At 57.9% G+C, this 25,167-nt stretch carries 20 protein-coding genes and 1 pseudogene; 11 read left to right on the top strand and 10 right to left on the bottom strand.

Translation table 11 applies throughout. The annotated features are described in order from the left end of the window. Positions 1 to 84: 84 nt before the first annotated feature. The 7 genes from FJ145_18845 to FJ145_18875 all read right to left on the bottom strand — a co-directional run bounded on the left by FJ145_18845 (position 85) and on the right by FJ145_18875 (position 11,253). Positions 85 to 1,101: a hypothetical protein gene (locus FJ145_18845; GenBank protein MBM4263474.1), complete on the bottom strand. Its 1,017-nt coding sequence runs from the start codon at positions 1,099 to 1,101 to the stop codon at positions 85 to 87. A 278-nt stretch (positions 1,102 to 1,379) separates the two neighbouring features. Then, the gene (recG, locus tag FJ145_18850) at positions 1,380 to 3,617 is read right to left on the bottom strand and encodes an ATP-dependent DNA helicase RecG (protein ID MBM4263475.1); all 2,238 of its coding nucleotides are present in this window, start codon (positions 3,615 to 3,617) and stop codon (positions 1,380 to 1,382) included. 41 nt (positions 3,618 to 3,658) lie between these two features. Beyond that, complete coding sequence (gene carB / locus FJ145_18855) at positions 3,659 to 6,889, bottom strand: carbamoyl-phosphate synthase large subunit (protein MBM4263476.1); 3,231 nt, start codon at positions 6,887 to 6,889, stop codon at positions 3,659 to 3,661. A 6-nt stretch (positions 6,890 to 6,895) separates the two neighbouring features. Further along, on the bottom strand, positions 6,896 to 8,062 hold the full coding sequence (gene carA, locus FJ145_18860; protein ID MBM4263477.1) for a glutamine-hydrolyzing carbamoyl-phosphate synthase small subunit: 1,167 nt from the start codon (positions 8,060 to 8,062) through the stop codon (positions 6,896 to 6,898). Between the two features lie 10 nt (positions 8,063 to 8,072). Beyond that, positions 8,073 to 10,028: an aspartate carbamoyltransferase catalytic subunit gene (locus FJ145_18865; GenBank protein MBM4263478.1), complete on the bottom strand. Its 1,956-nt coding sequence runs from the start codon at positions 10,026 to 10,028 to the stop codon at positions 8,073 to 8,075. Positions 10,029 to 10,034: 6 nt separating this feature from the next. Next, on the bottom strand, positions 10,035 to 10,574 hold the full coding sequence (pyrR, locus tag FJ145_18870) for a bifunctional pyr operon transcriptional regulator/uracil phosphoribosyltransferase PyrR (protein MBM4263479.1): 540 nt from the start codon (positions 10,572 to 10,574) through the stop codon (positions 10,035 to 10,037). A 184-nt stretch (positions 10,575 to 10,758) separates the two neighbouring features. Continuing rightward, a complete protein-coding gene (locus FJ145_18875; protein ID MBM4263480.1) occupies positions 10,759 to 11,253 on the bottom strand; it encodes a metallophosphoesterase family protein in 495 nt (164 codons plus the stop codon). A gap of 30 nt (positions 11,254 to 11,283) precedes the next feature. Between FJ145_18875 and nbaC the strand changes: the two genes are divergently transcribed. Beyond that, the gene (gene nbaC, locus FJ145_18880) at positions 11,284 to 11,829 is read left to right on the top strand and encodes a 3-hydroxyanthranilate 3,4-dioxygenase (GenBank protein ID MBM4263481.1); all 546 of its coding nucleotides are present in this window, start codon (positions 11,284 to 11,286) and stop codon (positions 11,827 to 11,829) included. 43 nt (positions 11,830 to 11,872) lie between these two features. On the opposite strand, the gene FJ145_18885 is transcribed toward nbaC, so the two are convergent. Then, positions 11,873 to 12,505 (bottom strand): glutathione S-transferase family protein, encoded by a 633-nt coding sequence (locus tag FJ145_18885; protein ID MBM4263482.1) that lies wholly within the window; start codon positions 12,503 to 12,505, stop codon positions 11,873 to 11,875. A 214-nt stretch (positions 12,506 to 12,719) separates the two neighbouring features. On the opposite strand from FJ145_18885, the gene FJ145_18890 reads away from it, so the two are divergent. The 8 genes from FJ145_18890 (at position 12,720) to FJ145_18925 (ending at position 21,045) form a co-directional block, all read left to right on the top strand. Further along, positions 12,720 to 14,960, top strand: a complete 2,241-nt coding sequence (locus FJ145_18890) for a hypothetical protein (GenBank protein MBM4263483.1) — start codon at positions 12,720 to 12,722, stop codon at positions 14,958 to 14,960. Positions 14,961 to 15,115: 155 nt separating this feature from the next. Further along, entirely contained in the window at positions 15,116 to 16,723 is a 1,608-nt protein-coding gene (locus FJ145_18895) for a sulfatase (protein ID MBM4263484.1), read from the top strand. Between the two features lie 70 nt (positions 16,724 to 16,793). Then, positions 16,794 to 17,438, top strand: coding sequence for an HAD family hydrolase (locus FJ145_18900; protein MBM4263485.1), 645 nt, complete (start codon positions 16,794 to 16,796; stop codon positions 17,436 to 17,438). Further along, the gene (locus FJ145_18905; protein MBM4263486.1) at positions 17,425 to 18,249 is read left to right on the top strand and encodes a class I SAM-dependent methyltransferase; all 825 of its coding nucleotides are present in this window, start codon (positions 17,425 to 17,427) and stop codon (positions 18,247 to 18,249) included. Before FJ145_18900 ends, FJ145_18905 begins: the two co-directional genes overlap by 14 nt. Beyond that, on the top strand, positions 18,222 to 18,647 hold the full coding sequence (locus FJ145_18910; protein MBM4263487.1) for an AAA family ATPase: 426 nt from the start codon (positions 18,222 to 18,224) through the stop codon (positions 18,645 to 18,647). Before FJ145_18905 ends, FJ145_18910 begins: the two co-directional genes overlap by 28 nt. Before the next feature lie 198 nt (positions 18,648 to 18,845). Further along, positions 18,846 to 20,027, top strand: a complete 1,182-nt coding sequence (gene argJ, locus FJ145_18915) for a bifunctional glutamate N-acetyltransferase/amino-acid acetyltransferase ArgJ (protein ID MBM4263488.1) — start codon at positions 18,846 to 18,848, stop codon at positions 20,025 to 20,027. A gap of 176 nt (positions 20,028 to 20,203) precedes the next feature. After that, a complete protein-coding gene (locus FJ145_18920; protein MBM4263489.1) occupies positions 20,204 to 20,545 on the top strand; it encodes a hypothetical protein in 342 nt (113 codons plus the stop codon). Positions 20,546 to 20,625: 80 nt separating this feature from the next. Next, positions 20,626 to 21,045: an amidohydrolase family protein gene (locus FJ145_18925; GenBank protein ID MBM4263490.1), complete on the top strand. Its 420-nt coding sequence runs from the start codon at positions 20,626 to 20,628 to the stop codon at positions 21,043 to 21,045. A 174-nt stretch (positions 21,046 to 21,219) separates the two neighbouring features. Here the strand turns inward: FJ145_18925 and FJ145_18930 are convergent, their stop codons facing one another. Further along, positions 21,220 to 22,665, bottom strand: a complete 1,446-nt coding sequence (locus FJ145_18930) for a DUF853 domain-containing protein (GenBank protein MBM4263491.1) — start codon at positions 22,663 to 22,665, stop codon at positions 21,220 to 21,222. 232 nt (positions 22,666 to 22,897) lie between these two features. Between FJ145_18930 and FJ145_18935 the strand changes: the two are divergent. Together FJ145_18935 and FJ145_18940 are read left to right on the top strand one after the other, a co-directional pair. Continuing rightward, positions 22,898 to 23,137 (top strand): annotated as a pseudogene (locus FJ145_18935) (hypothetical protein). A gap of 238 nt (positions 23,138 to 23,375) precedes the next feature. Beyond that, entirely contained in the window at positions 23,376 to 24,101 is a 726-nt protein-coding gene (locus FJ145_18940; GenBank protein MBM4263492.1) for a hypothetical protein, read from the top strand. Between the two features lie 52 nt (positions 24,102 to 24,153). On the opposite strand, the gene FJ145_18945 is transcribed toward FJ145_18940, so the two are convergent. Next, on the bottom strand, positions 24,154 to 25,116 hold the full coding sequence (locus FJ145_18945) for a hydroxyacid dehydrogenase (GenBank protein MBM4263493.1): 963 nt from the start codon (positions 25,114 to 25,116) through the stop codon (positions 24,154 to 24,156). Between the last annotated feature and the right edge of the window lie 51 nt (positions 25,117 to 25,167).

Consider the following 25,167-nt stretch of genomic DNA (forward strand, 5'->3'; position numbering starts at 1 on the left):
ACAATGACGGCCTACCTCGCCACAAGTGCGAGTGAATGAACGCTAGCTCGCCGCTGAGCGGCTTCTCATCGCAACTACCCTCATTCACGGGACGATGGCACTCGCGCTGGCGCTGCTGCCGTCGGAAAATTGCGCGGTGAGTGTAAAGACCACCCCGCTTGAATACATCCGCTGGTGATAATCGGCGGCGAATAACTTGAGCGTGCTGACCTCGGCAGCGGAGTTACCGAGCGAATCGTCCGAAGCATTGATCAAAGCCGCATCCAAACCAGTGGCAACGCCGAGGGCCCAAAATATATCCGGCGCCTCGGTGTTCCAGACGCCGCCGAGGTTGTTGGTGAGATAAAGGCGCGTGATCGCGCGCGCACCGCTGCCTGGATTTAACTTCATGGTGAACACGCCATCCGATTGGCCATCCGCATGTAAGGCAAACTCCGCCTGGCCCACTCGATCTCTCAGCCGGCCGTCGTAGCTCAACGAAATCGGCGGCGGCGCGGCCGCCGAAGCAATCGTCGCGTCGGCGCTGGCCGTGTTGCCATCGGCGAAAGTAGCCGTTAGCCTAAATGCGGTCCCGGCGAAATACATGCTATCCTTGGAGTCGGCCGCGAATATTTTGAAGCTACTGCCGTCGCTCACCGCCAAAGTCATGCTGTCGTCACTGCGGTTCATCAGCGCACTATCCAGACTACTCGCCACACCCAAAGACCAATAGCCGTCCTGGCTATAAGTATTCCACACGCCGCCAGATGTATTGGTCAACTGGAGGCCGGTGATCGCGCGCGCGCCGCAGGAGCAATTGCCGCTGCTGGCCTGATACCAGGTCTTGACCACACGAATATCGACATGGTCGGCTGGGATGGTGCCCGGCCCGACAAGCGCGGTCGTGTGAATTCGAATTTCGTTCAGGTTTTCGCCGGCGCGCAGCACGAACGTCGCCGGGTCGAATTTGCCGGATGCGGTATTTATCGCGATCGCATAGCCTTCGGCGCCGGGAAGAGGCCAGGTCGTGTCAATGACTTGGTATTGTTTGGTCGGCACCGCCAGCGGGTAGATACGCAGGAAAGCGCCCGCATTGCCAGCGAATAACGACCCCGGAAGCAAGATGGCAAAAAACCACGCTATGAAAAACGACCTGCGATCTAAACGACTAGAACGATGATTGCTCGATTCCTATGGCATGATCTAACCGACTCCATTTGCGACCTAGATTAACTTAACGGACATCGCTGAGGGAGCAGGAAATATGCCACATGGATGTTTCGATTGTGCTGTCCAGCTCGAATAAATTATCGCAGCGAAACGGCACTTGAAGAGACTGCGTGCCCAAAAGTGCAGGAGATCGACTACAGCGCCGCCGTAGGCGAGGTGCCACCCACCTGCTACCCTACCGCGCCCAATTGCAATTTCTGTCCCCAGCGTTGCTGCAAAATATTGCGCAACATCGCTGATTCGCGCGACTTTAGCTCTGGATCCTTTGCCAACCACGCCAGCGCTTCTTGGCGCGCTATGACCAGCAGTCGCTGGTCGCGCGCCAGATTGGCCAGACGAAAATCGGCCAGGCCCGACTGGCGCGTGCCCAAGAGCTCACCTGGACCGCGCAGCGCCATATCAGCTTCGGCGATTTTGAAACCGTCGCTCTGCTGCTCCATGACGCGCAGCCGTTTGGCCGCTTCGGGGCTGTGGATGTGATTCACCAGCAAACAATAACCGGCGGCCGTGCCGCGGCCGACGCGGCCGCGCAGTTGGTGCAACTGCGACAAACCGAAACGCTCGGCGTGCTCGACGATCATCACCGTGGCGTTTGGAATGTCGATGCCGACTTCGATCACCGTCGTGGCCACGAGAATCTGCAGCGCACCGTCGCGAAACTGGCGCATGGTGACGTCGCGCTCTTCGTTGCGCATGCGGCCGTGCACCAGACCGACTTTGTGATCGCGAAATACCCCTTGGCTTAACTCTTCGGCCATGCGCGTGGCGTCGTGAATTTGCTGGAGCTGCTCGGAGGCCTCGACCAGTGGATAGACAATGAAGACTTGATGACCCTGCTGAATCTGTTCGAGCACCAGCTTGTACATGGCGGCGCGGCTGTTGTCGCCAAATACTTTGGTGCGAATTGGCGTCCGCCCCGGCGGCATTTCGTCGAGGAACGAAACCTCGAGATCGCCGTAGAGCACCATGGCGAGGCTGCGCGGTATCGGCGTGGCGCTCATCAGCAGCATATGCGGCTGAAACTCATCGAGGCCGTGCGAATTTTCACGCTGCACCAGATTTTGCAGCGACATGCGCTGCAGCACGCCAAAGCGGTGCTGCTCGTCGATGACGCCGAGGCCCATGCGGGGGGCGCGCACGCCTTCCTGGATCACCGCATGGGTGCCGACCACAAAGTGGATCTCGCCTTTCTCGATCTCTGCAAGAAGTTGGCGCATCTCTTTCGCTCCCACCGAGGCCGTCAGTAGCGCGCCGCGCAAACCGAGCGCCTCGCAGTAGCGCTTGAGGCCGTTGTAATGCTGTTCCGCCAAGAGTTCCGTGGGCGCCATCCACAGCGCCTGATAGCCATGTTGAATCACCCGCAGCGAGGCGAGCCAAGCCACCATGGTTTTGCCCGAACCGACGTCGCCCTGTACCAGGCGCTGCATGGGGCGGGCCGAATTCATGTCGGCGTCAATTTCCTGCAAGACGCGCCGCTGTGCGCCGGTCAATTTGAAAGGCAAGTGGCCGATCATCTTGGTCGTCAGACCGGCTTCCTGGCGCGGAAACAAGCGGCCGGCATGGTCAATGCCGCGCCGCCGCCGCAACCCCAAGCCCAATTGAAGAAAAAATAGTTCGTCGAAAATAATCGTGCGGTGCGCCGGGGTATCGAAACGGTTAAGCGTATCGAGGTTCGTGTCGAGCGGCGGATCGTGCAAAAACGTCAACGCTTGGGAAGGCCTCGGTAGGCCAAGCCGTTTTAGGCTCTCCGCGGGCAAACTGTTTGGCATGTGCGCGGCGTAAAGTTCCAGCGCCTGGCCGATCCATTTGCGCAGCAGCGATAGCGGCAGACCGCCAGGGTGCATGTAGACCGGCACGATGCGCGCGAGCTGCAACTCCTCATCGGCATCGAGAATTTCAAAATCGGGATGGACGATGCGCAGTTGCCCGCCCATGGCGCGCTCGACTTTGCCATGCACCAGCAGCCGCGTTGCCGGCAGGACTCTCTCGGTCAAGTAACTGGGCGCACGATACCAAACCAGTTCGAGCATGGCGCTTTCATCTTTCAGCGTCGCCGTGAGGATTTGGCTGCGCCGCTGCGCAATGTAGCGCTTCTGCACCCCGGCCAACTGGCCGATAAAACTCTCTTCCTGCCCCGGCAGCGCTTCAGCGATGGTCTTTATTTGCCGGCGATCTTCGTAGCGAAACGGCAAATGCAACAGCAAATCTTCGACCGTGTTGAGACCAAACTTGGCAAGTTGTTCGGCGCGTTTGGGGCCGACGCCTTTGAGGAATTGCAGCGGCGTCTGCAGGCCGGAATGGTTTCGCGTTTCGGGTTTCTCGTCCAAGGTTAGCGCTTTTTTCCGAGTCTGATGCCCATTCGCCGTGAGCTCTAAGAAGCTAAGTTTTAGCCTACCGCCGCCACCCAAACCCGGAACCCGAAACTGTAAACGCGAAACAGGGCGGCGTGCTAGCGCGCCGCCGCCCCATAGTCCTGCAGCGGCTTGACCTCGAACTCGCGGTGGTTCAAATACTCGATGCCTTCGGCGGCCGCTTCCGCGCCGGCGATGGTGGTGAAGTACGGCACTTGGTAGTCCAGCGCCCAGCGGCGGATCGAGTAGGAATCCATCTGCGAGTGGACATCTTCCGGCGTGTTGATCACCATCGCGATCTCGCCCTTCTTGATCTGATCGCCGACGTGCGGGCTACCGTCTTTGACTTTCTTGACCACTTCGGTGGGAATGTGCGCCGCTTCGAATCGTTGCGCCGTGCCGCGGGTGGCGACAATCTGAAAGCCGACGCGATAGAGCTTCGCCGCGACTCGCGTCACCGCATCTTTGTCTTCGTCGCGCACGCTGATGAATACCTTGCCGGCGCGCGGCAGGCGCATGCCGCCGCCTAGCTGCGCCTTCGCGAAGGCCAGGCCAAAGCTACTGTCGATGCCCATCACTTCGCCGGTGGATTTCATTTCAGGGCCGAGCAAGGTGTCGACGCCGGGGAATTTGTTGAACGGGAACACCGCTTCTTTGACCGAAATATGTTTCGGCAAAATCTCCGCCGTCAAGCCGAGCGCTTTCAATTTATCGCCGACCATGATGCGCGCGGCCAGTTTCGCCAGCGGCACGCCGATGGCTTTGCTGACAAACGGCACCGTGCGCGAAGCGCGCGGATTGACTTCGAGCACATAGACATCGCTGCCCTTGACCGCGAACTGCACGTTCATCAAGCCGCGCACGTTGAGTGACTTGGCCAGCGCGATCGTGTGGCGGCGAATTTCATCTTGCACCGATGGCGGAATCGATTTCGGCGGCAGGCTGCAGGCGCTGTCGCCGGAGTGCACCCCGGCGCGCTCGATATGTTCCATGATGCCGCCGATGACGACGTCGTCACCATCGCCCAGCGCATCGACGTCCACTTCGATGGCGTCGTCGAGAAATTTATCGACCAGCACCGGATGCTCAGGCGAAGCCGACACCGCATGGGTCATGTAGTCCTTCAGCGCTTCGTCGTCGTAGACGATCTGCATGGCGCGACCGCCAAGTACATAGGACGGCCGGACGAGCACCGGATAGCCCAGGCGGCCGGCGATTTTGAAGGCTTCGTCGTAGGAACGCGCCAAACCGTTGTCGGGCTGTTTGATGCCAAGCCGAATGATCAATTCGGAGAAGCGCTCGCGGTCCTCTGCCAAGTCGATGCTGTCGGGCGAGGTGCCGATGATCTTGACGCCGGCACGCTCCAGCGGCAGGGCCAATTTAAGCGGCGTCTGGCCGCCGAACTGCACGATCACGCCGTCGGGCCGCTCGCGATCGACGATGTTCATCACCTCTTCCATGGTCAGCGGCTCGAAATAGAGCTTATCCGAAGTATCGTAGTCGGTGCTGACGGTCTCCGGATTGCAGTTGACCATGATGGTTTCGAAGCCGGCTTCTTTAAGAGCGAAGGCTGCGTGCACGCAGCAATAGTCGAACTCGATGCCCTGGCCGATGCGGTTCGGGCCGCCGCCGAGAATCATGATTTTTTTTCGCTCGGTGCGATTCGATTCGTCGGCGCCTTCGTAGGTTGAATAGAGATAAGGCGTGAAGGCACGAAATTCGGCGCCGCAGGTGTCGACGGAATTGAAAACCGCCTCGATGCCCTTGGTCTTGCGCAAGGCGCGAACCTCGGCCTCGCTGCTCCCGGTCAATTTCGCGATGCGATTGTCGGCAAAGCCCATTTGCTTCCAGCCGCGCAGCTGGTCGTCGGCAACGTCGCCCGCCTTGTTGGCAAAACTCCCGATCGTCGCCTCTTCGATCACAATCTCGCGGATTTTTTCGACAAACCACGGATCGAAGCTCGACAACTGAAAAATCTCGTCATTGGTCAGACCGAGCCGGATCGCATCGCCGAGATACCAGAGCCGCTGCGCGTTTGGGTTCTTGAGTTTTTCGCGAACGATTTGCAGCGACGCTTCCCGCTGAGACAGATCCACCTTTGATTCGAAACCGAAGGAGCCGATCTCCAAAGAGCGCATCGCCTTCTGCAAGGATTCTTTGAAGGTCCGGCCGATCGCCATCGCTTCGCCGACGGATTTCATCTGCGGCGTCAGCAGGTCTTTTGCCTGGGGGAATTTCTCAAACGTAAAGCGCGGCACTTTCGTGACGACGTAATCGATGGTCGGCTCAAACGACGCCGGGGTTTCGCGCGTGATGTCATTGCGAATCTCGTCGAGCGTGTAGCCGATGGCGAGCTTCGCGGCAATTTTGGCTATCGGAAATCCCGTGGCTTTGCTCGCCAGCGCCGAGCTGCGCGACACCCGCGGGTTCATTTCAATGACCACCATGCGGCCGTTGTGCGGATTGACGGCAAATTGGATATTCGAGCCGCCGGTGTCGACGCCGATCTCGCGGATGACCCGCAGCGAGGCGTCGCGCATGATCTGATATTCTTTGTCGGTGAGCGTCTGCGCCGGCGCGACCGTTATTGAATCGCCGGTATGCACGCCCATGGGATCGAAGTTCTCGATCGAGCAGATGATCACGACGTTGTCTTTGTGATCGCGCATCACCTCGAGCTCGAACTCCTTCCAACCCAAGACCGACTCTTCGATCAACACTTCGTGCACCGGCGAAATCGCCAAGCCGGCCTGCACCACTTCTTTGAACTCTTCAGGGGAATAGGCGAAATTGCCGCCGCTGCCGCCGAGCGTGCGCGACGCGCGAATGATCACCGGGAAATTCAACCGCTTTTGAATGCGCGTGGCGTCTTTCATGCTGCGCGCGTAGCCGCTCTTCGGCAGATCGAGGCCGATCTTGCGCATCGCTTCTTTGAACAGGTCGCGGTCCTCAGCTTTCTTGATCGAGTCGATCTTGGCGCCGATCATTTCAACGCCGTAGCGCTCGAGGATGCCCTTTTCCGCCAAATCGATCGCCAGGTTGAGCGCGGTCTGCCCGCCCAGCGTTGGCAGAATGGCATCGGGTCTCTCCTTGGCGATGATCTTTTCGACGATGTCGGTGGTAATCGGTTCGATGTAAGTGCGGTCGGCGAAACCCGGATCGGTCATGATCGTCGCCGGATTGGAGTTCACGAGAATGACCCGATAGCCCTCTTCCTTGAGCGCCTTCAGCGCCTGCGTGCCCGAGTAGTCGAACTCACAGGCCTGGCCGATGATAATCGGCCCGGCGCCGACCAGAAGGATAGATTTGATATCGCTGCGCTTGGGCATGGTCTGCTATTTGCCTCGGTGTTTCGCCATCAAATCGGTGAAGCGTTTGAAAAGATAGTTGGCATCGTGCGGCCCAGGCGAAGCCTCGGGGTGATACTGCACGGAAAAAATCGGCAGGTCGCGGTGCGCCAAGCCTTCCACGGTGTTGTCGTTGAGATTGACGTGGGTCAGTTCCACCGCGCCTTTGAGCGAATCGGCATCGACGGCAAAGCCATGATTCTGCGAAGTGATCTCGACTTTGCGCGTCGTCAGGTCCATCACCGGCTGATTGCCGCCGTGGTGGCCGAATTTTAGCTTGTAGGTCGTGCCACCCAGCGCGAGCCCAAGAATCTGATGGCCGAGACAGATGCCAAAGATTGGCTTCTTGCCGACCAGCTTCTCGACGTTTTCCTTCGCATAGGGCACCGCGTCGGGATCGCCGGGCCCATTGGAAAGAAAAATTCCGTCGGGGTTGAGTGCGAGCACATCTTCTGCCGGCATCGAGGCGGGGACAACTCTTACGCTGCAGCCCGATTCGGCAAGATTGCGCAGGATATTGTACTTGATGCCAAAATCGTAAGCGACCACCGAAAACGCTGGCGCGCTAAATGACCCTTTCTTCGACTTTCGCGCTTTCACCGCTGCGCCGTTGCGTTTCTTGTAGCCGCCATCGAGCTCCCAGAGACCTTCGTTCCAGTCGTAGGCTTCGGCGCAGGTCACGTTTTTGACCAGGTCGACGCCGACCAGCCCCGGCGCATGCTTCGCCTTGGCGATCAGCTCATCGATGCTGCTCGTCTGCGTCGAGATAATGCCTTGCTGCGCGCCGGTATCGCGCAGGTGGCGCACCAAGGACCGCGTGTCGATGCCCTGGATGCCAACGATGCTGTGCTGCTGCATATATTCGTGCAGCGGCTGCGCCGCGCGCCAGTTGCTCGGCGCCGCCGTGTAGTCTTTAACGATAAAGCCGCGCAGGAACGGCCGGCGCGATTCGACGTCTTCGAGATTGACGCCGACATTGCCAATCTGCGGATAGGTCATGGCGACCAGTTGCCCTTCATAGGACGGATCGGTGAGAATCTCCTGGTAACCGGTCATACTGGTATTAAAAACCACTTCGCCCAACGCCTCGCCCAACGCGCCAAATGCGCTGCCCTCGTAACATCGCCCGTCCGCCAGTGCCAAAATCGCTTTCATGGTAAATCGTCTATTCTAAGTTGCTCGTCGATGGCTCCGAGCCGGCTAGCGCCGCTTCCGGCTCGTTGGGATTGATCATCGAATAGATGATCACCTGGTCCGCCGAGTCGCCGCCCGACTCGCGCAGCCGCACCCGCACCCGCTCTTTATCGGAGCTCGGGATATTTTTGCCGACATAGTTGGGTTTAACCGGGACTTCGCGATGACCGCGATCGATCAGCACCGCCAAGCGCACCGCCTGCGGCCGCCCGGAACGAAAAATCATGCTCAACGCGCTGTTAACTGTCCGGCCAGTGTACAAAACATCGTCGACCAAAATAATCTCCCGGTCTTTGAGAATCAACGGACCAGCTTCGGGATCGGTCGGCGATAAGCGGCGGATTTCTTCGCCGGCGCCGTAGATCTCAATCTCGCCGACTTCCACTTTGCGCTTCTGCCGCGTTTCCAACTCGCCGGCGATCCGCTGCGCCAGAAAAGAACCCTTGGTGCGAATGCCGAGCACGAGCAGACGATCGGCATCCTGACAATCTTGCAAAACCTGCCGGGCAATTTCTGAGATCGCCGAGGCAACGGCCGCGGCGTCCATCAGCACCCGGCTGGCGCTGCTATTGAACGGCTCGTAGCCCAACTCTTCAGCTTCTTTTAGAGAATCGAAAATCACCAGCTCTTTCTTTTTGAACCACGCCTGTATCGTCGCGGCCAAGGCGATATCATAGGCGCAATAGCGCTTCGCTTGGGCATTGCCGACCAACTGCACCTTGAAACGGTGATCGCAATAAAAGCAGCGCAAAATGAGCGCACCGCCTGGTCCGCTGGTCAACATTTCAAAGCGGCGCCGCGTCGAGATCGGCTCTGTCAGAGTGATGCAATTGGCGTTGCGACACTGTGGTCCCAACCGTTCGGCGCTTTCATACCAATGGGTCTTGGTTTTCTTGGCGGCCGCTTTGCGTTCGTTTTGATCGAAGAGAAACTTAAGCAACGCCATGCGGATCGGCACGCCGTAGGCCGCCTGTTTAAAATAGATGCCGCGCTTGTCTTTATCGACCTCCTGCGACAACTCGTCGACGCGCGGCAGCGGATGCATCACTACCGTGTCTTTGAAACGCCGCTCACGAAGAAACTCAGCGCCGATGGTCGGGTAGCTGCCGTTGGCTCCCTCTTTCATGCGCTCTTTCTGCTTGCGCGTCATATAAAACGCATCGTAGCGCACGTCGCTGGCGAGCGCGTTTAGCTGGGAGTGCACCGCTTTGTCCACCTGGGTAAACAGCGCCAGTTGATGCGGCTGCTTGGGCGAGAGATAGAGCGCGTCAGTCTCGGTCACCACCGCGCCTAGATCGTTGGCAGCGAGCGGCGCCAAACTGTAGCCATGCTCGCGCTCCAGGCGCTCGAGCACATATTGCGGCAGCTCCATGCCGTGGGCGCCGAGCGTCACCACGTTGGCGCCGAAGCGCGCCAGCGCATAGACCAGCGAATGAATCGTCCGGCCGTTTTTCAGATCGCCGCAGATCACCACCGTCAGGCCGCGCAGCTCACCCTTCTCTTTGCGCAATGTGTAGAGATCGCAGAGCGTCTGGGTCGGGTGCTCGTGACTGCCGTCCCCGGCATTGATCACGGGCACATTGGCATGCTCAGCCATCGCTTGCACCGCGCCGTCCCAGTAGTGGCGCACCACCAAAACGTCGGCATAGCTCGACACCACTTTGGCCGTATCGGCGATGGTTTCGCCTTTGGCGGTGGACGACGATTTCATGTCCGAGCAGCTAATCACCCCACCCCCCAGCCGATGCATGGCCGACTCAAACGACAAGCGCGTGCGAGTGCTCGGTTCGTAGAAAAGCGTCGCCATAATCTGGCCGCTGGCAACGCGATCGGCGCGCAGTTTGGCGGCATTGTCGGCAAGCTCGAAAATCGCTTCGATCTCGTCGTTGGTCAGATCGGCTATGCAGGTTAAGTTGCGTCGGCTCACGGAATATTACCAGTTCGTAATCGTAATCTGATCGATGCCGTCAGCTTCATCCAGGCGCACGTTGACACGCTCATTGCTGCCAACCTGAATATTCTTGCCGACGATGTCGGCGCGAATCGGCAGCTCGCGCGCGCCGCGGTCGACCAGCACAGCGACAAGAATGCGTTTCGGTTGTCCTAATCGAGCGACCGCTTCCATCGCCGCGCGGATGGTCCGGCCGCGGTAAATCACATCGTCGACCAGCACCACGCTTTTGTCATCCACCGCCACCGGCGCTTCGAAGGCGCCTACCGCGTGCAAAATCTGTTCTTGGTTGCGATCGTCGCGATACGGCGTTACATCGACAATACCCACGGGCAGCACGGTTTTGGCGCTGTCGTGGATTTTTTTCGCCAAGCGCCGCGCCAGGTGCACGCCGCGCGAGCGAATGCCAATCAACACCAACTCTTCTGACTGAAGAACTTTCTCGGCGATCTCACGCGCCATGCGGGTGATGGTGCGCGCGACTTCTTCGCGCTCGGCAATGACCTGCTTTGCTTCGGCCATAAAAAAACCCTCAGCGTTGCCGCGAGGGTTCCCACAAGCCAAACCTTGGTAAATCAACCGACCAATCGCTCCCTTTGCCAACCTCGCGGGATCAGCTTAAAAAGGCTAATTCTGTTTAACGTGCATAACCCGGAATGTCAACGAATTGATAGAAAGTAGGAAAATTTCTCGTCAACATTTCGATTCAAGCGGACAACTCGATGATCTCAGCAGCCACCAATGCTGCGCCAATCGAAACGCGTGCCAGCGCAATCGGCAGCTTGAAACGCCGCGGTCCGGCGCTACCGGGATTCAGGTAGTGGATTCCTTCGGCCACCCGATGCACCGGCTTGTGCGAGTGACCGCTGATCACAAGCTGGGTTCCTCTGACAAACGGCGCCTGTGGCAGCTCTTGGAGATTGTGAATGACGTGCAGCTTCGTCGAAGCAATTTTTAACTCGAGCACATCCGGCAGCGCTTCAGCCCACGGACCCGCGTCGTTATTGCCGCGGATCGCGAAGACCGGCGCCACCCTTGCTAACGAATCCAACACCTCGGCTTTGCCGATATCGCCGGCATGGATGATCAAGTCCACACCTCGCAAGGCCGCCAGCGCTTCGGGACGCACCAGGCCGTGGGTGTCGGAAATTACCCCGACTACACCGTTCTTGAGTTTGGCGATCTTGCGCTGGCGCTGCATGACTAGACCGCTTTAGCTTGATTCGTTGCGATGCGCAATTCTATATTGGGGCTGACGCGACGGGGAGGTTCTGTGTTCCCACATTTGACTCAGTTCAATCTACAAAAATGGATCGACGAAAACCGCGGCGCCTGGGGTCAACGGCGCGTCATCTGGCACGATTCGGATTTCATCGCCTTCGTCACCCGCGGCCCCAACCGGCGCAAGGATTTCCACATCAACCCCGGCGATGAGATTTTCTACCAGCTCGAAGGCGAGCTGAATCTGCATTACCTCATCGATAAGAAACGTGAACTCGCCGTGCTCAAAGCCGGCGACATTTTTCTGCTACCGAAAAACGTTCCGCACTCGCCGCGCCGCGGGGATGGTTCTTGGACCTATGTGGTCGAGCGCACCCGTGGCAACCACGAAATGGATCAATTCATTTGGCCCTGCGAAAAGTGCGGCGAAAATCTTTACAGCACCAGCGTGCGCTTCGACGACCCAGGCGAAGCAGTCAAAAAAGCCACGGACTCGTTAAAATCTGACCCTGCGTTAGCAACATGCAAGAAATGCGGCGCGATCTTGGAGCTATGATCGCGGTCGCCAAATCTCCCGCTCTACCGCGTCTCCCACGCTGCTAGTGGGCCTGCAGAGCGGCTAGCTCCACATCCTTTGCCTTGACTCGCGCCACCGCCGACCGCGCACCCATGCGCTCGACGAATTGCTGGATTACCGCTGACGGTGGAATCAATTGAAACATCGTCGCCCAGGCCAACGCCGTGCCCCAAAGCAGGTCGGCAGCGGTCATGTTTTCTCCGAGCAAGTAGGGTCCCCGCGCCAATTGGTCGGTGAGCGTCTTTGACATTGTCTCGAAGTCACCGTAGCGGGACATCGACGGCGCCGCCGGTTCGCGCTTCTGCGCGCGGTCGACGAGCGCGGGCTCGAAGCAAGCAGCGCAGAAAACCAGCCAACGCAAATAAGGTCCGCGCAAAGGATCGCGCAGCGCTGGCGCAAGCCCAGCTTCTGGAAACAAATCGGCGAGGTACAAAAAGATCGCCACCTGTTCGGTGACCAGCGCCCCGCCGTGCAAAAGCGCCGGCACTTTGCCCATCGGATTGATCGCCAGATACTCCGCTTTAAGTTGCTCGCCGCCTTTCATGTCCAACACGCGCAGCTCGTCGGGAACGCCCAGTTCTTCGAGCAAGAGCAAAACACCGGAAGAACGCGTATTCGGCGCATGAAAAAGCGTGATCTTATCGCGATCCGTCATGAATGAACCTCCCTCGGTAATACAAGGCAACTTTATCACCTTTTAGCGCCACCGTTTAACAACGATTGCAAGCCCGGCAAATGGCGCGCCACCCGGGCCAATCAGGCTCTTGCCGATAAAGAAACTGACCCGCCAAGCGATAGTAACGTATCGAGCGATCTCTTCACCGTTTACTTGAACAACTTCCGTAATTCGCGTCGCTTGCAATCGCAAAATGAGCTTTGGAGGTAAATCGATGACAATCTCAGCCGCGCTAGGTTTGCTGGCGCGAAGCACACTCGCCGTCTTCTTGGGTGCCTTTTCACTGCTAGCGATCACGGCTCCGGCGCGAGCACAGGTCATGGAGATCGTTAAAGACTTCGAATCAGCGGCGAGCTATCCGATGTCATCTCTGATTGTTGGCGCCGACGGGTATCTCTATGGCACGACCTACAGAGGCGGTGACTTCAATGAAGGATCGGTTTTCAAGATCGCGGTTAACGGCAGCAATTTTTCCATTCTCAAGTCACTTCGCTGCGGCGCAGCAAGCAACGGCTGTTTGCCTTTGGCTGGGCTGGTTCAAGGTTTAGACGGCTACTTGTACGGCACCACCAGCTTGGGCGGTGCCAGCGATGAAGGCACCATCTTCAGAATCGCAGCCGACGGCAGCGGCTTTGCTGTACTCAGGTCCTTTCAATGTGGCATCAGTGGAGATGGCTGTAGCCCACAGAGCGGCTTACTTCAAGGAAGCGATGGCATGCTCTACGGCACGACAGCGTTTGGCGGCTCCGGCGATGGCGGAACCATTTTTAAGCTCTCTCCTAGCGGAAGCAGTTTTGCTGTGCCTCGATCGTTCCGTTGCGATCAGCCGACGGACGGCTGCCATTCCGCGGGCAAGCTGCTCCAAGCAAGCAACGGTTTCCTTTACGGCACCAGCTATCACGGTGGAGCGCACAACCAGGGGAGCGTTTATCGGCTCGCACCGGACGGCAACGGTTTTACGCTGCTCAAGTCCTTTCAATGCGCCGTGGCCATTAACGGCTGCATGCCATTGGCAGGTTTGATCCAGGCGAACAATGGCATGCTCTACGGCACCACGCAGCAGGGCGGCGCCGTTGACGAAGGCACGCTATTCAGACTCAGCGGGGATGGGAGCGATTTTTTGGTGATTCACTCTTTCCAATGCGGACAAGCAGCCAGTGGATGTCTGCCTGTGGCTGGGGTCGTCCAACTAGGCGACGGCAATTTGTACGGCACGACAACGTTTGGCGGCGCCAACGCCGAGGGCACATTGTACAGAATCGCTCCCGACGCCACCAATTTCACCGTGCTCGATCGATTTGCCTGTGACGGCGACGACGGCTGCAAACCGCAAGCACAACTCACTGTTGTTCCCAATGGCTATCTCTACAGCACCACCTCCGCTGGCGGAAAATTTGGCGGAGGCACGATCTTTCGTTTACCTGCGCCAGCAGCATCCTCGACAAGCAGCAATACAGCCATCTCGACGGGCCCGGTAGCCGCCGTCATTGGTCCGACTCTGACAGTGAATCCGAACACAGCTCCACGCGGCGCCAATGTCACGGCGGTTTGGAGCGGCATTGTCAATCCAACGGCAAAAGATTGGGTCGGCTTATATCCTGCAGGCAGCGGCAACTCCGCTTACCGCACCTGGATCTACGTCAACTGCTCAACCAGCGCGGGCGCGGTGGGAAAAGCCACCGGCTCTTGCCCCTTGACGCTGCCTCTCAATTTGGAAAACGGCACCTACGAACTACGGCTCTTGGCCAACAACGGTTTCACAGTTCTCGCCAAGAGCGGTTCGCTTGTTGTGGGCAACCCCGTGACGTCAGCCGCAGCGTCGATCTCAGTAACGCCTTCGGCAGTCAAAAAAGGCGAGTTTGTCACAGTCGCCTGGAGCGGACTTGCCAATGCGGCCGCCAAAGATTGGATCGGCTTGTACCCTGCAGGCGCTCCAACTTCTTCTTACTTGACCTGGCTATACGTAAGCTGCAGCACGACTGCCAATAGCGCTAGAGCGACCGGCACCTGCAACCTCCTTGTCGCGCCAAGTGTCCCACCCGGCGACTACCAGGTGAAACTGCTAGGCAACAATGGGTACGGTGTGATCGCTACGAGCCGCAACTTCACGATTGAACCAGCGGAGCAATCAGCGACGCTATCGGCGACACCAAACCAAGTACGCCGCGGCGGCCTCGTGAACGTGGCCTGGAGTGGCATCGACAGCCCCACCGCGAAAGACTGGGTTGCACTCTACGCGCAAGGCGATCCCAACTCTTCATACTTGACTTGGGCGTACGTGAGCTGCAGCACAACGGCGACCACTGCGAAACCAGCGGGTAGCTGTGCGCTGGAAATACCAGCGACGGCCAGTCCCGGCATCTATCAGCTGCGCCTCCTTGGCAACAACGGCTTCAATGCGCTTGTAACGAGCAGCTCCTTCACAGTGCAGTAAGAGTGGGTACGGCGCGGGGAAAAATTCCCCGCGCCGTACCCTAAACCCCAAAAGCTGGCTCAGTGCCGCCAGCCTAAGTACGCCCATCTAAAGCATTGCTCGACACCGTGCCCATCCGTTAAGCTTGGCCTTCCCGACACGGAGGGCCAAGCTTTATGCAACCACGTCCCAACTTTCTCTTCATTATCACCGACCAGCACCGCGCCGACCACCTTGGCTGCTACGGCAATAACGTGGTCAGGACACCCAACATCGATCGGCTCGCGCAGACCGGCGCACGCTTTGAGAACTTCTATGTTGCCACGCCGATTTGCATGCCTAATAGAGCCACATTCATGACCGGTAGAATGCCATCTCTTCATGGAGCACGGCAGAATGGCATTCCGCTGTCACTCAAGGCGACCACTTTCGTCGAGATCATGCGCGCGGCGGGATACGCCACAGCGTTAATCGGCAAGTGCCACCTGCAAAGCATTAGCGGCACGCCACCCACGGTCGGGATGCCGGAGCCAGACCTGGGCAAAACCCAACCACCGGTGCACCTTCGCGAAGCCGACCGTAGCTGGCTTGACCATGGCCGCTATGATCAGGAGCTGCGCTCGACCTGGAAAAATAACCCCCACTTTGAATTGGCGCTTCCATACTACGGCTTCAATCATGTTGAGCTGGCGGTGGGTCATGCCGACGCCGTGGTCGGCCACTATGAGCGCTGGATCGAGGCACGCCATGCCAACTCTGACTCGCTGCGCGGATGGGATAATCAGCTGCCCGGAAACAAATACATCGCGCCGCAGGCCTGGCGCACGCGAGTCCCCGAATCACTCTATCCGACTGCTTATGTTGCCGAGCGGACGATGAACTTTCTGGAGCAGCACGCACGCGGCGATCGCAGCCGGCCGTTTTTTCTGCAGTGCTCGTTTCCGGACCCGCATCACCCGTTTACGCCGCCGGGACGCTATTGGGACATGTACGACCCGGAAAAGATTCCGCTGCCAGAGTCTTTCCACAGCGGCGAGCGACCGATTCCGCCGCACCTACAGAAACTCTATGACGAACGGGCGCAGAATAAGAGCAACAAAGACGGTCAACGCACGTTTGCGGTAAGCCCAAGAGAAGTGCGCGAGGTGATCGCGCTAACCTATGGCATGATTACCATGATCGACGATGCCGTCGGCAGCATTCTCGGGTCGCTGCGGAGCTTGGGATTGGCATCGAACACCATTGTCATCTTCAATGCCGACCATGGCGACTTTATGGGCGATCACCAGCTACTGCTCAAAGGCGCCCTGCACTATCGCGGTCTGGTGCGGGTGCCGTTTATTTGGCGCGATCCGCAAGCTCAACGCACGGGCTTAGTCAACAGCGGTCTATGCGGCACACTCGATCTGGCGCGAACGATTTTGGATCGAGCCGGGCTCGCTGGGCACAACGGCATGCAAGGCCGCTCATTGCTCAACGCCGTTCAGGGCGGTGACACCGGCCATGAAGCCATACTCATCGAAGAGCATCAGCGCCGCGGCTACATGGGCTTGGCCAACAACTTCCGCGCTCGCAGCCTGATCACTCGCGAGCAGCGCTTGACGCTCTATGAAGGCGCGGACTGGGGCGAGCTCTACGATTTTACGACCGACCCTCTGGAAATGGACAATCTTTGGGATTCGCCGACCACGCAGGCCCTGCGCAGCACGCTAACCGAACAACTGGCGAGAAAAATGATGGAGTTGAGCGATACAAGTCCTCTGGCCACGCATCACGGGCCGTAGTTTCGTGACGCTTCATCCCAAAGTTCGGCTAGCGCTTCTTCACCGAGAGGAGTAGGTTCGGCACCAGACTATGATCGGCAACTACCGACATATCATTTGGGATTGGAACGGCGCGCTGGTAGACGACCTGGCGTTGAACGTCGCGATCGTCAACACGATGTTATCGCAGCGTGGCATGGCACCAGTGACGCACGACCAATATCGGGAACTGATTACTTTTCCGATCCAGGAATTTTACCGCAGCATTGGCTTTGACTTTGACCGGGAGCCGTTCGAGCAACTCGCTGTGGAATTCATCCGCAGCTACAAATCGGGCTGGCACCAAAGCTCGCTTCATCTCCATAGCCGCAAGATACTGGAACATGTCCGCGCCATGGGGAGAAGCCAATCGGTTCTGTCAGCGAACCACAGGGACACTCTGCGCGAATATGTCGCGACGTTTGGCATTGTTCACTTATTTGAGCACTTGGTAGGTCTAGACAATTTTCAAGCCACCAGTAAAGTCGCGGAAGGCCGCCAGTTGCTCGACAGGCTGCCCCACGACGCCACGGAGATTCTGTTGGTTGGCGACACCCTGCACGACGCCGAGGTCGCCGACGCCATCGGAGTTGACTGCGTGCTGGTAGCCCATGGCTATCAGTCGCGGCAACGGCTGGAGCAGAGCGGCAGGCCGATCATCGATTCTCTGAGTGAACTGATGAATGGCAAACCGTAAACGCCCGATGTCCTACACCAAGCTCGCGCGCTTCTATGACGCAGTTATCGGTGACCGCAGAGACACAGCAACATACATCTGCGATCTCATTCACCGCTACAACCCTAAAACACGAACCGTTCTCGAAATCGCCTGCGGCACTGGAGCAGTCCTCGGTTTGTTATCACAGGCCTATGAAGTCACTGGGCTCGATCGATCACGCAACATGCTGGCGATCGCACGCAGAAAACTTCCTCATGTGAAGCTCTACCTGCAAGATATTACGAGCTTCCACCTCAACCAGCGCTTCGATGCCATCATCTGCGTCTTTGACTCGATCAATCACCTACCGCGATTCTCCGATTGGCAAAAGGTCTTTCGCGGTGTCAAAGCGCATCTCAGCGATGGCGGACTCTTTATTTTTGACGTCAACACTCCCGGGCGATTGCACCGGCTGAGCCACAGCCCACCCTGGGCGACCGCTTTCGGGAGGAATTGGCAGATCCTCACTATCACCAAAGGACGCGACAGCATTTACAACTGGCACGTGCGAGTCTTGGAACATCGCCGCGGAAATCACTATCAGCTCCACGCCGAAACTATCCCCGAATTGGCCGTGCCGATGAAGGATCTGATGAACTGGGCTGTGCGCACGCCGCGGGTTGGAAAAATAGAACTGCTAGTTCGCGCCAGCAAAGAGCCGGCGATTCGTTTGTACACAAAACTGGGTTTCGTCGAAGAAGGCCGCTTCAAAAACCGAATCAGCCTGCCGGACGGTAAATACGTCGACGATATCGCCATGGCGTGGTTTCCGCGCAGAACAACGTCGTAGACATCAGAGCCGCCATTATCGGCAACAGCGGCAGTGGCAAAACTTGGCTCGCCAATCGGCTTGCCGCCGTTAAGCAATCACCGGTCATTCATCTTGACGAAATCTTTTGGCAGCCAGGTGGATTCAACCGCAAGCGCACGCCGGTGGAAATCGAGCAACGGATCGCGGCATCGAAGCAGCCGGCGTCATGGATCGTTGAAGGCGTCTTCGGCGAGCTCGCTGCAATGTATCTGGACGAAACCGAAGTACTAATTTGGCTCGATATCGATTGGCAAACTTGCAAAGCGAGACTTGAAGCGCGCGGCTCCGAAAGTAAGCGGCACATGAACCGGGAACAGTCTGAGAAAGGCTTGCGCGATCTCATTGAGTGGGCGTCGCATTACTACGACCGACCGTAGCGATGGTCGCTCATAGAGGGGTCATCAAGCTTTGTTTGAAGGCTTCCGCGGCGATCGGATGTGCCTCAAGAGTCAGAACGAGGTCGAAGATCTCGTGGCTCATTTAGAAATTTAGTCTTTGGTTCCGGCAAAACTTGGCGCGGCACGCCGGATTTGCTTTAATGCCGACTCAATCGATAGTTTGGAGAGCAGAAGGAAATGACCGCAAAAACACATCCTCAACCAGCACAGTTTGATCATCCCCAGGGCTTCCTCGCCCTGGCGAAGAACGTCGGCATTAAAGACTCGACACTCGACCTGACCGTAGTTTACTCCACTGCACGCGCCCGCGCGGCGGGCATGTTCACACGCAACCGTTTTCCCGGCGCGCCGGTAATCGTTGGGCGCAAGCATATCGCCAACGGCTTTGCTCAAGCATTGGTGATCAACAGCAAAAACGCCAACGTTGCCATGGGCAAGCTCGGCATCGACAATGCCGTGGAGACTTGCCAAATCGTCGGCGCAGAGCTCGGCATCGATCCCTACGACGTCCTCCCTTTCTCCACCGGCGTCATTGGTCGCCCGTTGCCAATGGACAAGATTCGCTCCGGGTTGAAAGGCATCAAGGCCGAGCTAAAAGCGGAGAATCTAAAGCTGGCGGCGGAAGCGATCATGACCACCGACATGTATCCCAAATACATTTCGGCCAGGGTTGGAAAAGCCACCATCGCGGGCATCGCTAAAGGCGCGGGAATGATCGAGCCGAATATGGCAACCATGCTGGTCTATCTCATGACGGATGCAGAGCTGCCCAAAGCGGTGCTGAAACCGATGCTTAAGCGCGTCGTTGACAGAACGTTTAACTGCATGAGCATCGACACGGATACCAGCACCAGCGATACCGTGATCCTGATGGCCAACGGCCTGGCCGGCAAAGCAAATCTCAGTTCGTTCGAGAAAGCGTTGCACAGCGTCTGCGAGTATCTGACCCGCGAAATCGCGCGCAATGGCGAGGGCGTGACCAAGCTCATCACCGTCGACATCAAAGGCGCAAAGAATGAAAAACAGGCGAAGCATGTCGGCAAGCTAGTGGCCAATTCGCCGCTGGTGAAAACCGCCGTATATGGCTGCGACCCCAACTGGGGCCGCGTGATCATGGCGGTAGGGAAAAGCTTTGATCCGATCATCGAGCCGGCGAAAACAACAATTCGCTTCGGCGATACCGCCGTTTTCAAAAAAGGCTCGCCGATGGATTGTGATCTGGAAGCATTGCGGAAGTATTTGGGCCAGCCGGAAGTTTCGATTGGCATCGATCTCGGCATTGGCAAGACGTCAGCGCGGGTATGGGGCTGCGACTTGACCGAAGGCTATGTGAAGGAGAACGCCTACTACACGACGTAGGGGAAATGTCTCGCGCAAAGGCGCAAAGGGCGCAAAGCCAGGAAAGTAGTTCACCGCGAAGGGCACGAAAACCACGAAGGTAAGAGAAGCATAGGGAAAAAGATATTCGAACTTCGTGACCTTCGTGCGCTTCGTGGTGAGATAATTTCCGTCGACCAAGAGACGGAGCCTTTGATATGAGTGTACAGAAATCATTTAAATACCTCCTCAAAGGCGGCCGCCTTATCGATCCCGCCTCGGGCCGAGACGGCCAGTTCGACATCCGCGTACGCGATGGCAAAGTCGGCGTCATCGGCGCCAATCTCGACGTCGATGGCGCGACCGTGATCAATGTCAAGAATCACGTCGTCACTCCTGGGCTGATCGATGTTCACTTGCACCTCATGAAAGGCCTCGGCGCCTTCGGCGTCGACCCGGATATTTTCGGGGTCGGCTCGGGCGTTACAACGGTTGTCGACGCTGGCAGCGCCGGGCATGCTGCTCAATGTGTTTCGCAACTACGTCACGGCCAACGCTAAAACACGCGTGATGAATTACATCAATCTCTCAACACTCGGCTGTCGAAGCCAACCGCGACATCATCGTCGGCATCAACATCATGGCCACCGGCGGCGTGCTTGGTGGGCAAGGGCTAAAGCCTCTGGCGCGGGCGCGCAAGCTCGGCGATGAACTAAAGATTCCGCTGCTCGTCCACATCGGCGGCCACCGCGGCAACCGCGCCGGGCCCTTCTACGATTTGCCGACCATAATGGCGAAGCTAATGGCGTTGGGTTTTTCGCTCAATCAAGTCATCGAAATGGCGACCGCCAACGCCGCGCGACTGCTCGGCAGAAGCGGCGAGCTCGGCACGCTGACAGTTGGCACGCCAGCAGAAATTTCAGTTTTGAAGATCGAAGATAGAGAATGGAGAGCGGTGGACTCTCAGAAAGGCACTCTACCCGCTCATCAAACGATCACGGCGATTTATGCGATCCGTGGCGATGCGATCTACGAGCCGCTCGCCGTCGAGCGGCCGTAGGCAAATCAGCTTCGGCAGATTGGCTGCTAAAGACGCAAAAAAGGGCGGGTTTGAAGCCCGCCCCTACGTAACTCATTCAATGTTGGCCCACTATGCCGCAGAACTTGCCGGCGGGCGCCATAGTTCGTGCCCTCTACATTGCTTGTCCAATCTTGCGTCTTTTGGGCATTCTCCTTACCTTCTTCGCCGCGTCGTTGACGAACCAAAGATCGATCCCAACACGCCGCGAATGATCTCTCTGCCTACGGTGCTGCCGATGGCGGTCGCGGCGCTTTTGGCTAACGCACCTGCGAGTTTGCCGGCTTGGGCTTGCCAACCGGAGCCGGCAGCGGCGTCGCCTGCCACAGGGGCCCGCTGCTTTAACATTTCATAGGCCGACTCGCGGTCGACGACTTTTTCGTAGTGGCCGAACAGCGTCGATTGCTTGACGATGCCATCGCGCTCTTGGGGCGTTAACGGCGGCAACTGGCTTTGTGGCGGGTAAATTAGCGCACGATCGACGACCGTCGGTTGCCCCTTGGCGTCGAGGAATGAAACCAAGGCTTCGCCAACTCCCAATTGCGTAATCGCTTCTTCGACGTCGATGCTTTTGTTCTGGCGAAAGGTTTCCGCCGCGGCTTTCACTGCCTTTTGGTCGCGCGGCGTAAAGGCACGCAGCGCATGCTGCACGCGGTTGCCCAACTGACCGAGCACGATGTCCGGCACGTCGAGCGGGTTTTGTGTAACGAAATAAACTCCCACACCCTTGGAACGGATCAGCCGCACCACCTGTTCGATCTTTTCCATCAGCGCTTCGGGCGCATCGCTGAAAAGTAAATGGGCTTCGTCGAAAAAGAAAGCGAGTTTGGGTTTTTCCGGATCGCCGACTTCCGGTAAGCGCTCGAACAGTTCGGACAACAGCCACAACAAAAAAGTGGCGTAAAGCTTCGGCGCATTGATCAGCTTCTCGGCAACGAGAATATTAATCACGCCGCGGCCGTTGCTGTCAGCTTGCATCAGGTCGTCCAGTTCGAGCGCCGGCTCGCCGAAAAACTTGTCGCCGCCCTGCTCTTCCAAGGTCAACAAGCCGCGCTGAATCGCGCCGACGCTTGCCGCCGAGACATTGCCGTATTGAGTTTTGAACTGGGCGGCGTTGTCGCCGACATGTTGCAGCATGGCGCGCAGGTCTTTGAGATCGAGCAGCAACATGCCATTGTCGTCGGCGATCTTGAATACCAGGGTCAAGACACCGCTTTGGGTTTCGTTGAGATTCAACAGCCGCGCCATCAGCAGCGGCCCCATCTCAGAAATGGTCGTGCGCACCGGATGGCCCTGTTCGCCGAAAAGGTCCCAGAACACCGTCGGGAAGTCAGCGAATTTGAAATCAGCGAGGCCGAGTTGCTTAACCCGCTCGGTGATCTTTGGGTGGTCCGCGCCGGCACGCGCGATGCCCGACAGGTCGCCTTTGACGTCCGCCATGAAGACCGGCACGCCGATCTGGCTAAAATGCTCGGCAATGACGCGCAGCGTAACCGTCTTTCCGGTGCCCGTCGCGCCGGCAATCAGGCCGTGGCGGTTAGCCATGCGCGGCAACAGAAAGTGCTCTTCGGCTCCTTTGGCAATCGATAGACCCTCGGCCATTACGCTACTCCTTAGGTTATTTTTTACGACTTGAGAACTATTTATTGGACAGATGGGATGGGTCCGCTTGAGGATAGCATCACTGTTATGTATAGATCAGCAATAACCTGAATTAAAGGCACCGGGATACGTCCAATCTGCATAGGCGGCAGCTGTCTCAACTCGAGCGGAGGGCGGTTGTGACGACGCGCCGCACAACAAAAACCATTAACCCAATCGAGGAGGTTTCTAGATGAAGCGATTGTTAGGATTGTTGATTGCCACTTTTTTTCTCGCCTCGGCGTCGCTCGCCTTGGCCAAAGATTACCAGGTCACGGGGCCGATTGTCGACGTGAAGGATGACGTAATCGTCGTTAAAAAGGGCAATGAGAATTGGGAAATCGCCCGCGACAAAGACACCAAAGCCGGTGGCGATGTCAAAAAAGGCGACCGCGTCACGGTCAAATATCGCATGATTGCCACCAGCATCGAGAGCAAAGCTGGAGCCAAGCCTAAGGAAACTAAGGCGGCGGAAAAAGAAACCAAAGCTGAGAAAAAGACCGAGGCGAAGGCCGAAGCGAAAGCAAAAGAGAAGCACTAAGCCTAATAAGTTGCACCCTCCACAACTTGAGCAAAAAGGCCACCTACGGGTGGCCTTTTTGCTTTCTCCGGCTTTCCATTTTCCCGTGCTTTTGTTAGGTTGGCTGGAGTAACTTACGAGGGGACCACCTATGTCCACGCGCTCCGAAGTCGTCATCGTTCACAGCTCCGACTTGCATCTCGGCACCGACGACAGTTTTAGCGATAGAGACCGCTTAGCCGCGCTGCCAAGAGTCTTAGGCGCCGCCAATGAAGTGCACGCCGATGTCGTTGTGCTGGCGGGCGATTGCTTCGATAATCACCGCCAGCCTGTGGAATTGTTGGAGCGCTGCGCCGGGATCCTGCGTGACTACAATCGACAGGTGGTCATTCTTCCCGGCAACCATGACCCGCTGACGCCGGACTCCGTCTACCGCCGCGGCGGCATGGGGCAGATTCCCAAGGTGAGAATTCTCGGTTTGAACTGCGACCAGGCCGTGCTGTTCCCAGAACACCAAATGGAAATCTGGGGCCACGCTCATTTCGACTACACCGACATGTCGCCGCTGGCGAACCCACGCCCGCGCACAACGCGTTGGCAGCTCGCCGTTGCCCACGGCCACTATGTCGATGAAGCGCGCGATCCGAATCGCATGATCGGCTCGTGGCTGATTCACCCTGAAGAGCTCAATGCTACCGCCGCCGATTACGTGGCGCTCGGCCATTGGAACCAGTCGACCGCGGTTGGTGACGGCACGGTAACGGCGCACTACTCCGGCTCGCCGGAATACGTCAATACCGTTAACGTCATTCGCTTGCATCCGGGTGGCGTCGTTGAGGTTTCGCAGGCGGTGTTAAACGGCCATGCGGCGCGGTGACCCGCTCTAACCTCAGCGTTGTCTGGTTGTAGGGACAGGTCCTGACCTGTCCCTACGGGATTACGACCACCGGGTTCTTTGGCTGATTACCTTCCAAAACCCGTACCACCTCTTCGGCCGCGCCCCACTCGCCGCGCTCGGACGCCTCGATCGTCACCGCCCCCAAATGTGGCGTCCACAAAACATTGTCGAGTTTGAATAAAGGATGATCTTTCGGGGGCGGTTCAACGGCAATGACATCGAGGGCCGCACCGGCGATCTTTTTTTGCTGCAAGACTTGCAGCAGCGCCGCCTCATCGGCGATGCCGCCGCGCGCGGCATTGATTAAAAACGCCGCGCGCTTCATCAGCGCCAGCTCGGCGGCACCGATCATACCGCGCGTCTCGTTGTTGAGCGGGCAATGGATCGTGACGAAGTCGGACTCTTTCAATAGTTCCATTAACCCAACAAATTTGCCGCCCAACGCGGTCACGTGCGACTCTGGGACATAAGGATCATAGACAAGAAAATCCATCTCAAAGGCCCGCGCGCGGATCGCCACCCGCGCGCCGATGTTGCCCATGCCGACGATGCCGATCGTCTTGCCGGCAAGCTCGGTGCCGATGAATTTCAGATACTCGCCCCAGCGGTTTTCTTTCACCGCGCAGTTGGCTTCATGCGTGTGGCGCACCAACGCAATCATCTGGCCGAAGACCAGTTCCGTCACCGCAACAGAATTGCTTCCGGGTTGATTGGCAACCCACACTTTCAATTCCTTGGCCGCGTCGAGATCGACCCGCGACGGGTCGACGCCGACACCGGTGCGCGCGATGATTTTTAAGCGCCCTTTGCTTTGCGCCATGTGTGCGCGTGTGATCTTGCCTTTGCGGCTGATCACCGCGTCGACGCGCCCTGCTTCGAGGTCCCAACGGTCCGGCTCAACCCAGGGATTAACGACGACCAGCTCGACACGCTCGCCCAGCCATTTCAGCACTTCGGCGTGAAACTCTTCGACCAGGACACGACCGAGAAACATTTTGCATCCTCCGCAACGCGCTATAATGTGACATAGTAATCGCCGCCCCGA

The sequence above is a fragment of the Deltaproteobacteria bacterium genome, assembly GCA_016874755.1.
Taxonomy (GTDB): domain Bacteria; phylum Desulfobacterota; class Binatia; order UBA9968; family UBA9968; genus DP-20.

Coding starts and splice junctions, on each gene's coding strand:
- carB (MBM4263476.1), bottom strand. CDS start 6,889: ATGCCCAAGCGCAGCGATATCAAATCTATCCTTCTGGTCGGCGCCGGG.
- carA (MBM4263477.1), bottom strand. CDS start 8,062: ATGAAAGCGATTTTGGCACTGGCGGACGGGCGATGTTACGAGGGCAGC.
- pyrR (MBM4263479.1), bottom strand. CDS start 10,574: ATGGCCGAAGCAAAGCAGGTCATTGCCGAGCGCGAAGAAGTCGCGCGC.
- FJ145_18875 (MBM4263480.1), bottom strand. CDS start 11,253: ATGCAGCGCCAGCGCAAGATCGCCAAACTCAAGAACGGTGTAGTCGGG.
- nbaC (MBM4263481.1), top strand. CDS start 11,284: ATGCGCAATTCTATATTGGGGCTGACGCGACGGGGAGGTTCTGTGTTC.
- FJ145_18885 (MBM4263482.1), bottom strand. CDS start 12,505: ATGACGGATCGCGATAAGATCACGCTTTTTCATGCGCCGAATACGCGT.
- FJ145_18890 (MBM4263483.1), top strand. CDS start 12,720: ATGAGCTTTGGAGGTAAATCGATGACAATCTCAGCCGCGCTAGGTTTG.
- FJ145_18895 (MBM4263484.1), top strand. CDS start 15,116: ATGCAACCACGTCCCAACTTTCTCTTCATTATCACCGACCAGCACCGC.
- FJ145_18900 (MBM4263485.1), top strand. CDS start 16,794: ATGATCGGCAACTACCGACATATCATTTGGGATTGGAACGGCGCGCTG.
- FJ145_18905 (MBM4263486.1), top strand. CDS start 17,425: ATGGCAAACCGTAAACGCCCGATGTCCTACACCAAGCTCGCGCGCTTC.
- argJ (MBM4263488.1), top strand. CDS start 18,846: ATGACCGCAAAAACACATCCTCAACCAGCACAGTTTGATCATCCCCAG.
- FJ145_18920 (MBM4263489.1), top strand. CDS start 20,204: ATGAGTGTACAGAAATCATTTAAATACCTCCTCAAAGGCGGCCGCCTT.
- FJ145_18925 (MBM4263490.1), top strand. CDS start 20,626: ATGGCCACCGGCGGCGTGCTTGGTGGGCAAGGGCTAAAGCCTCTGGCG.
- FJ145_18930 (MBM4263491.1), bottom strand. CDS start 22,665: ATGGCCGAGGGTCTATCGATTGCCAAAGGAGCCGAAGAGCACTTTCTG.
- FJ145_18940 (MBM4263492.1), top strand. CDS start 23,376: ATGTCCACGCGCTCCGAAGTCGTCATCGTTCACAGCTCCGACTTGCAT.
- FJ145_18945 (MBM4263493.1), bottom strand. CDS start 25,116: ATGTTTCTCGGTCGTGTCCTGGTCGAAGAGTTTCACGCCGAAGTGCTG.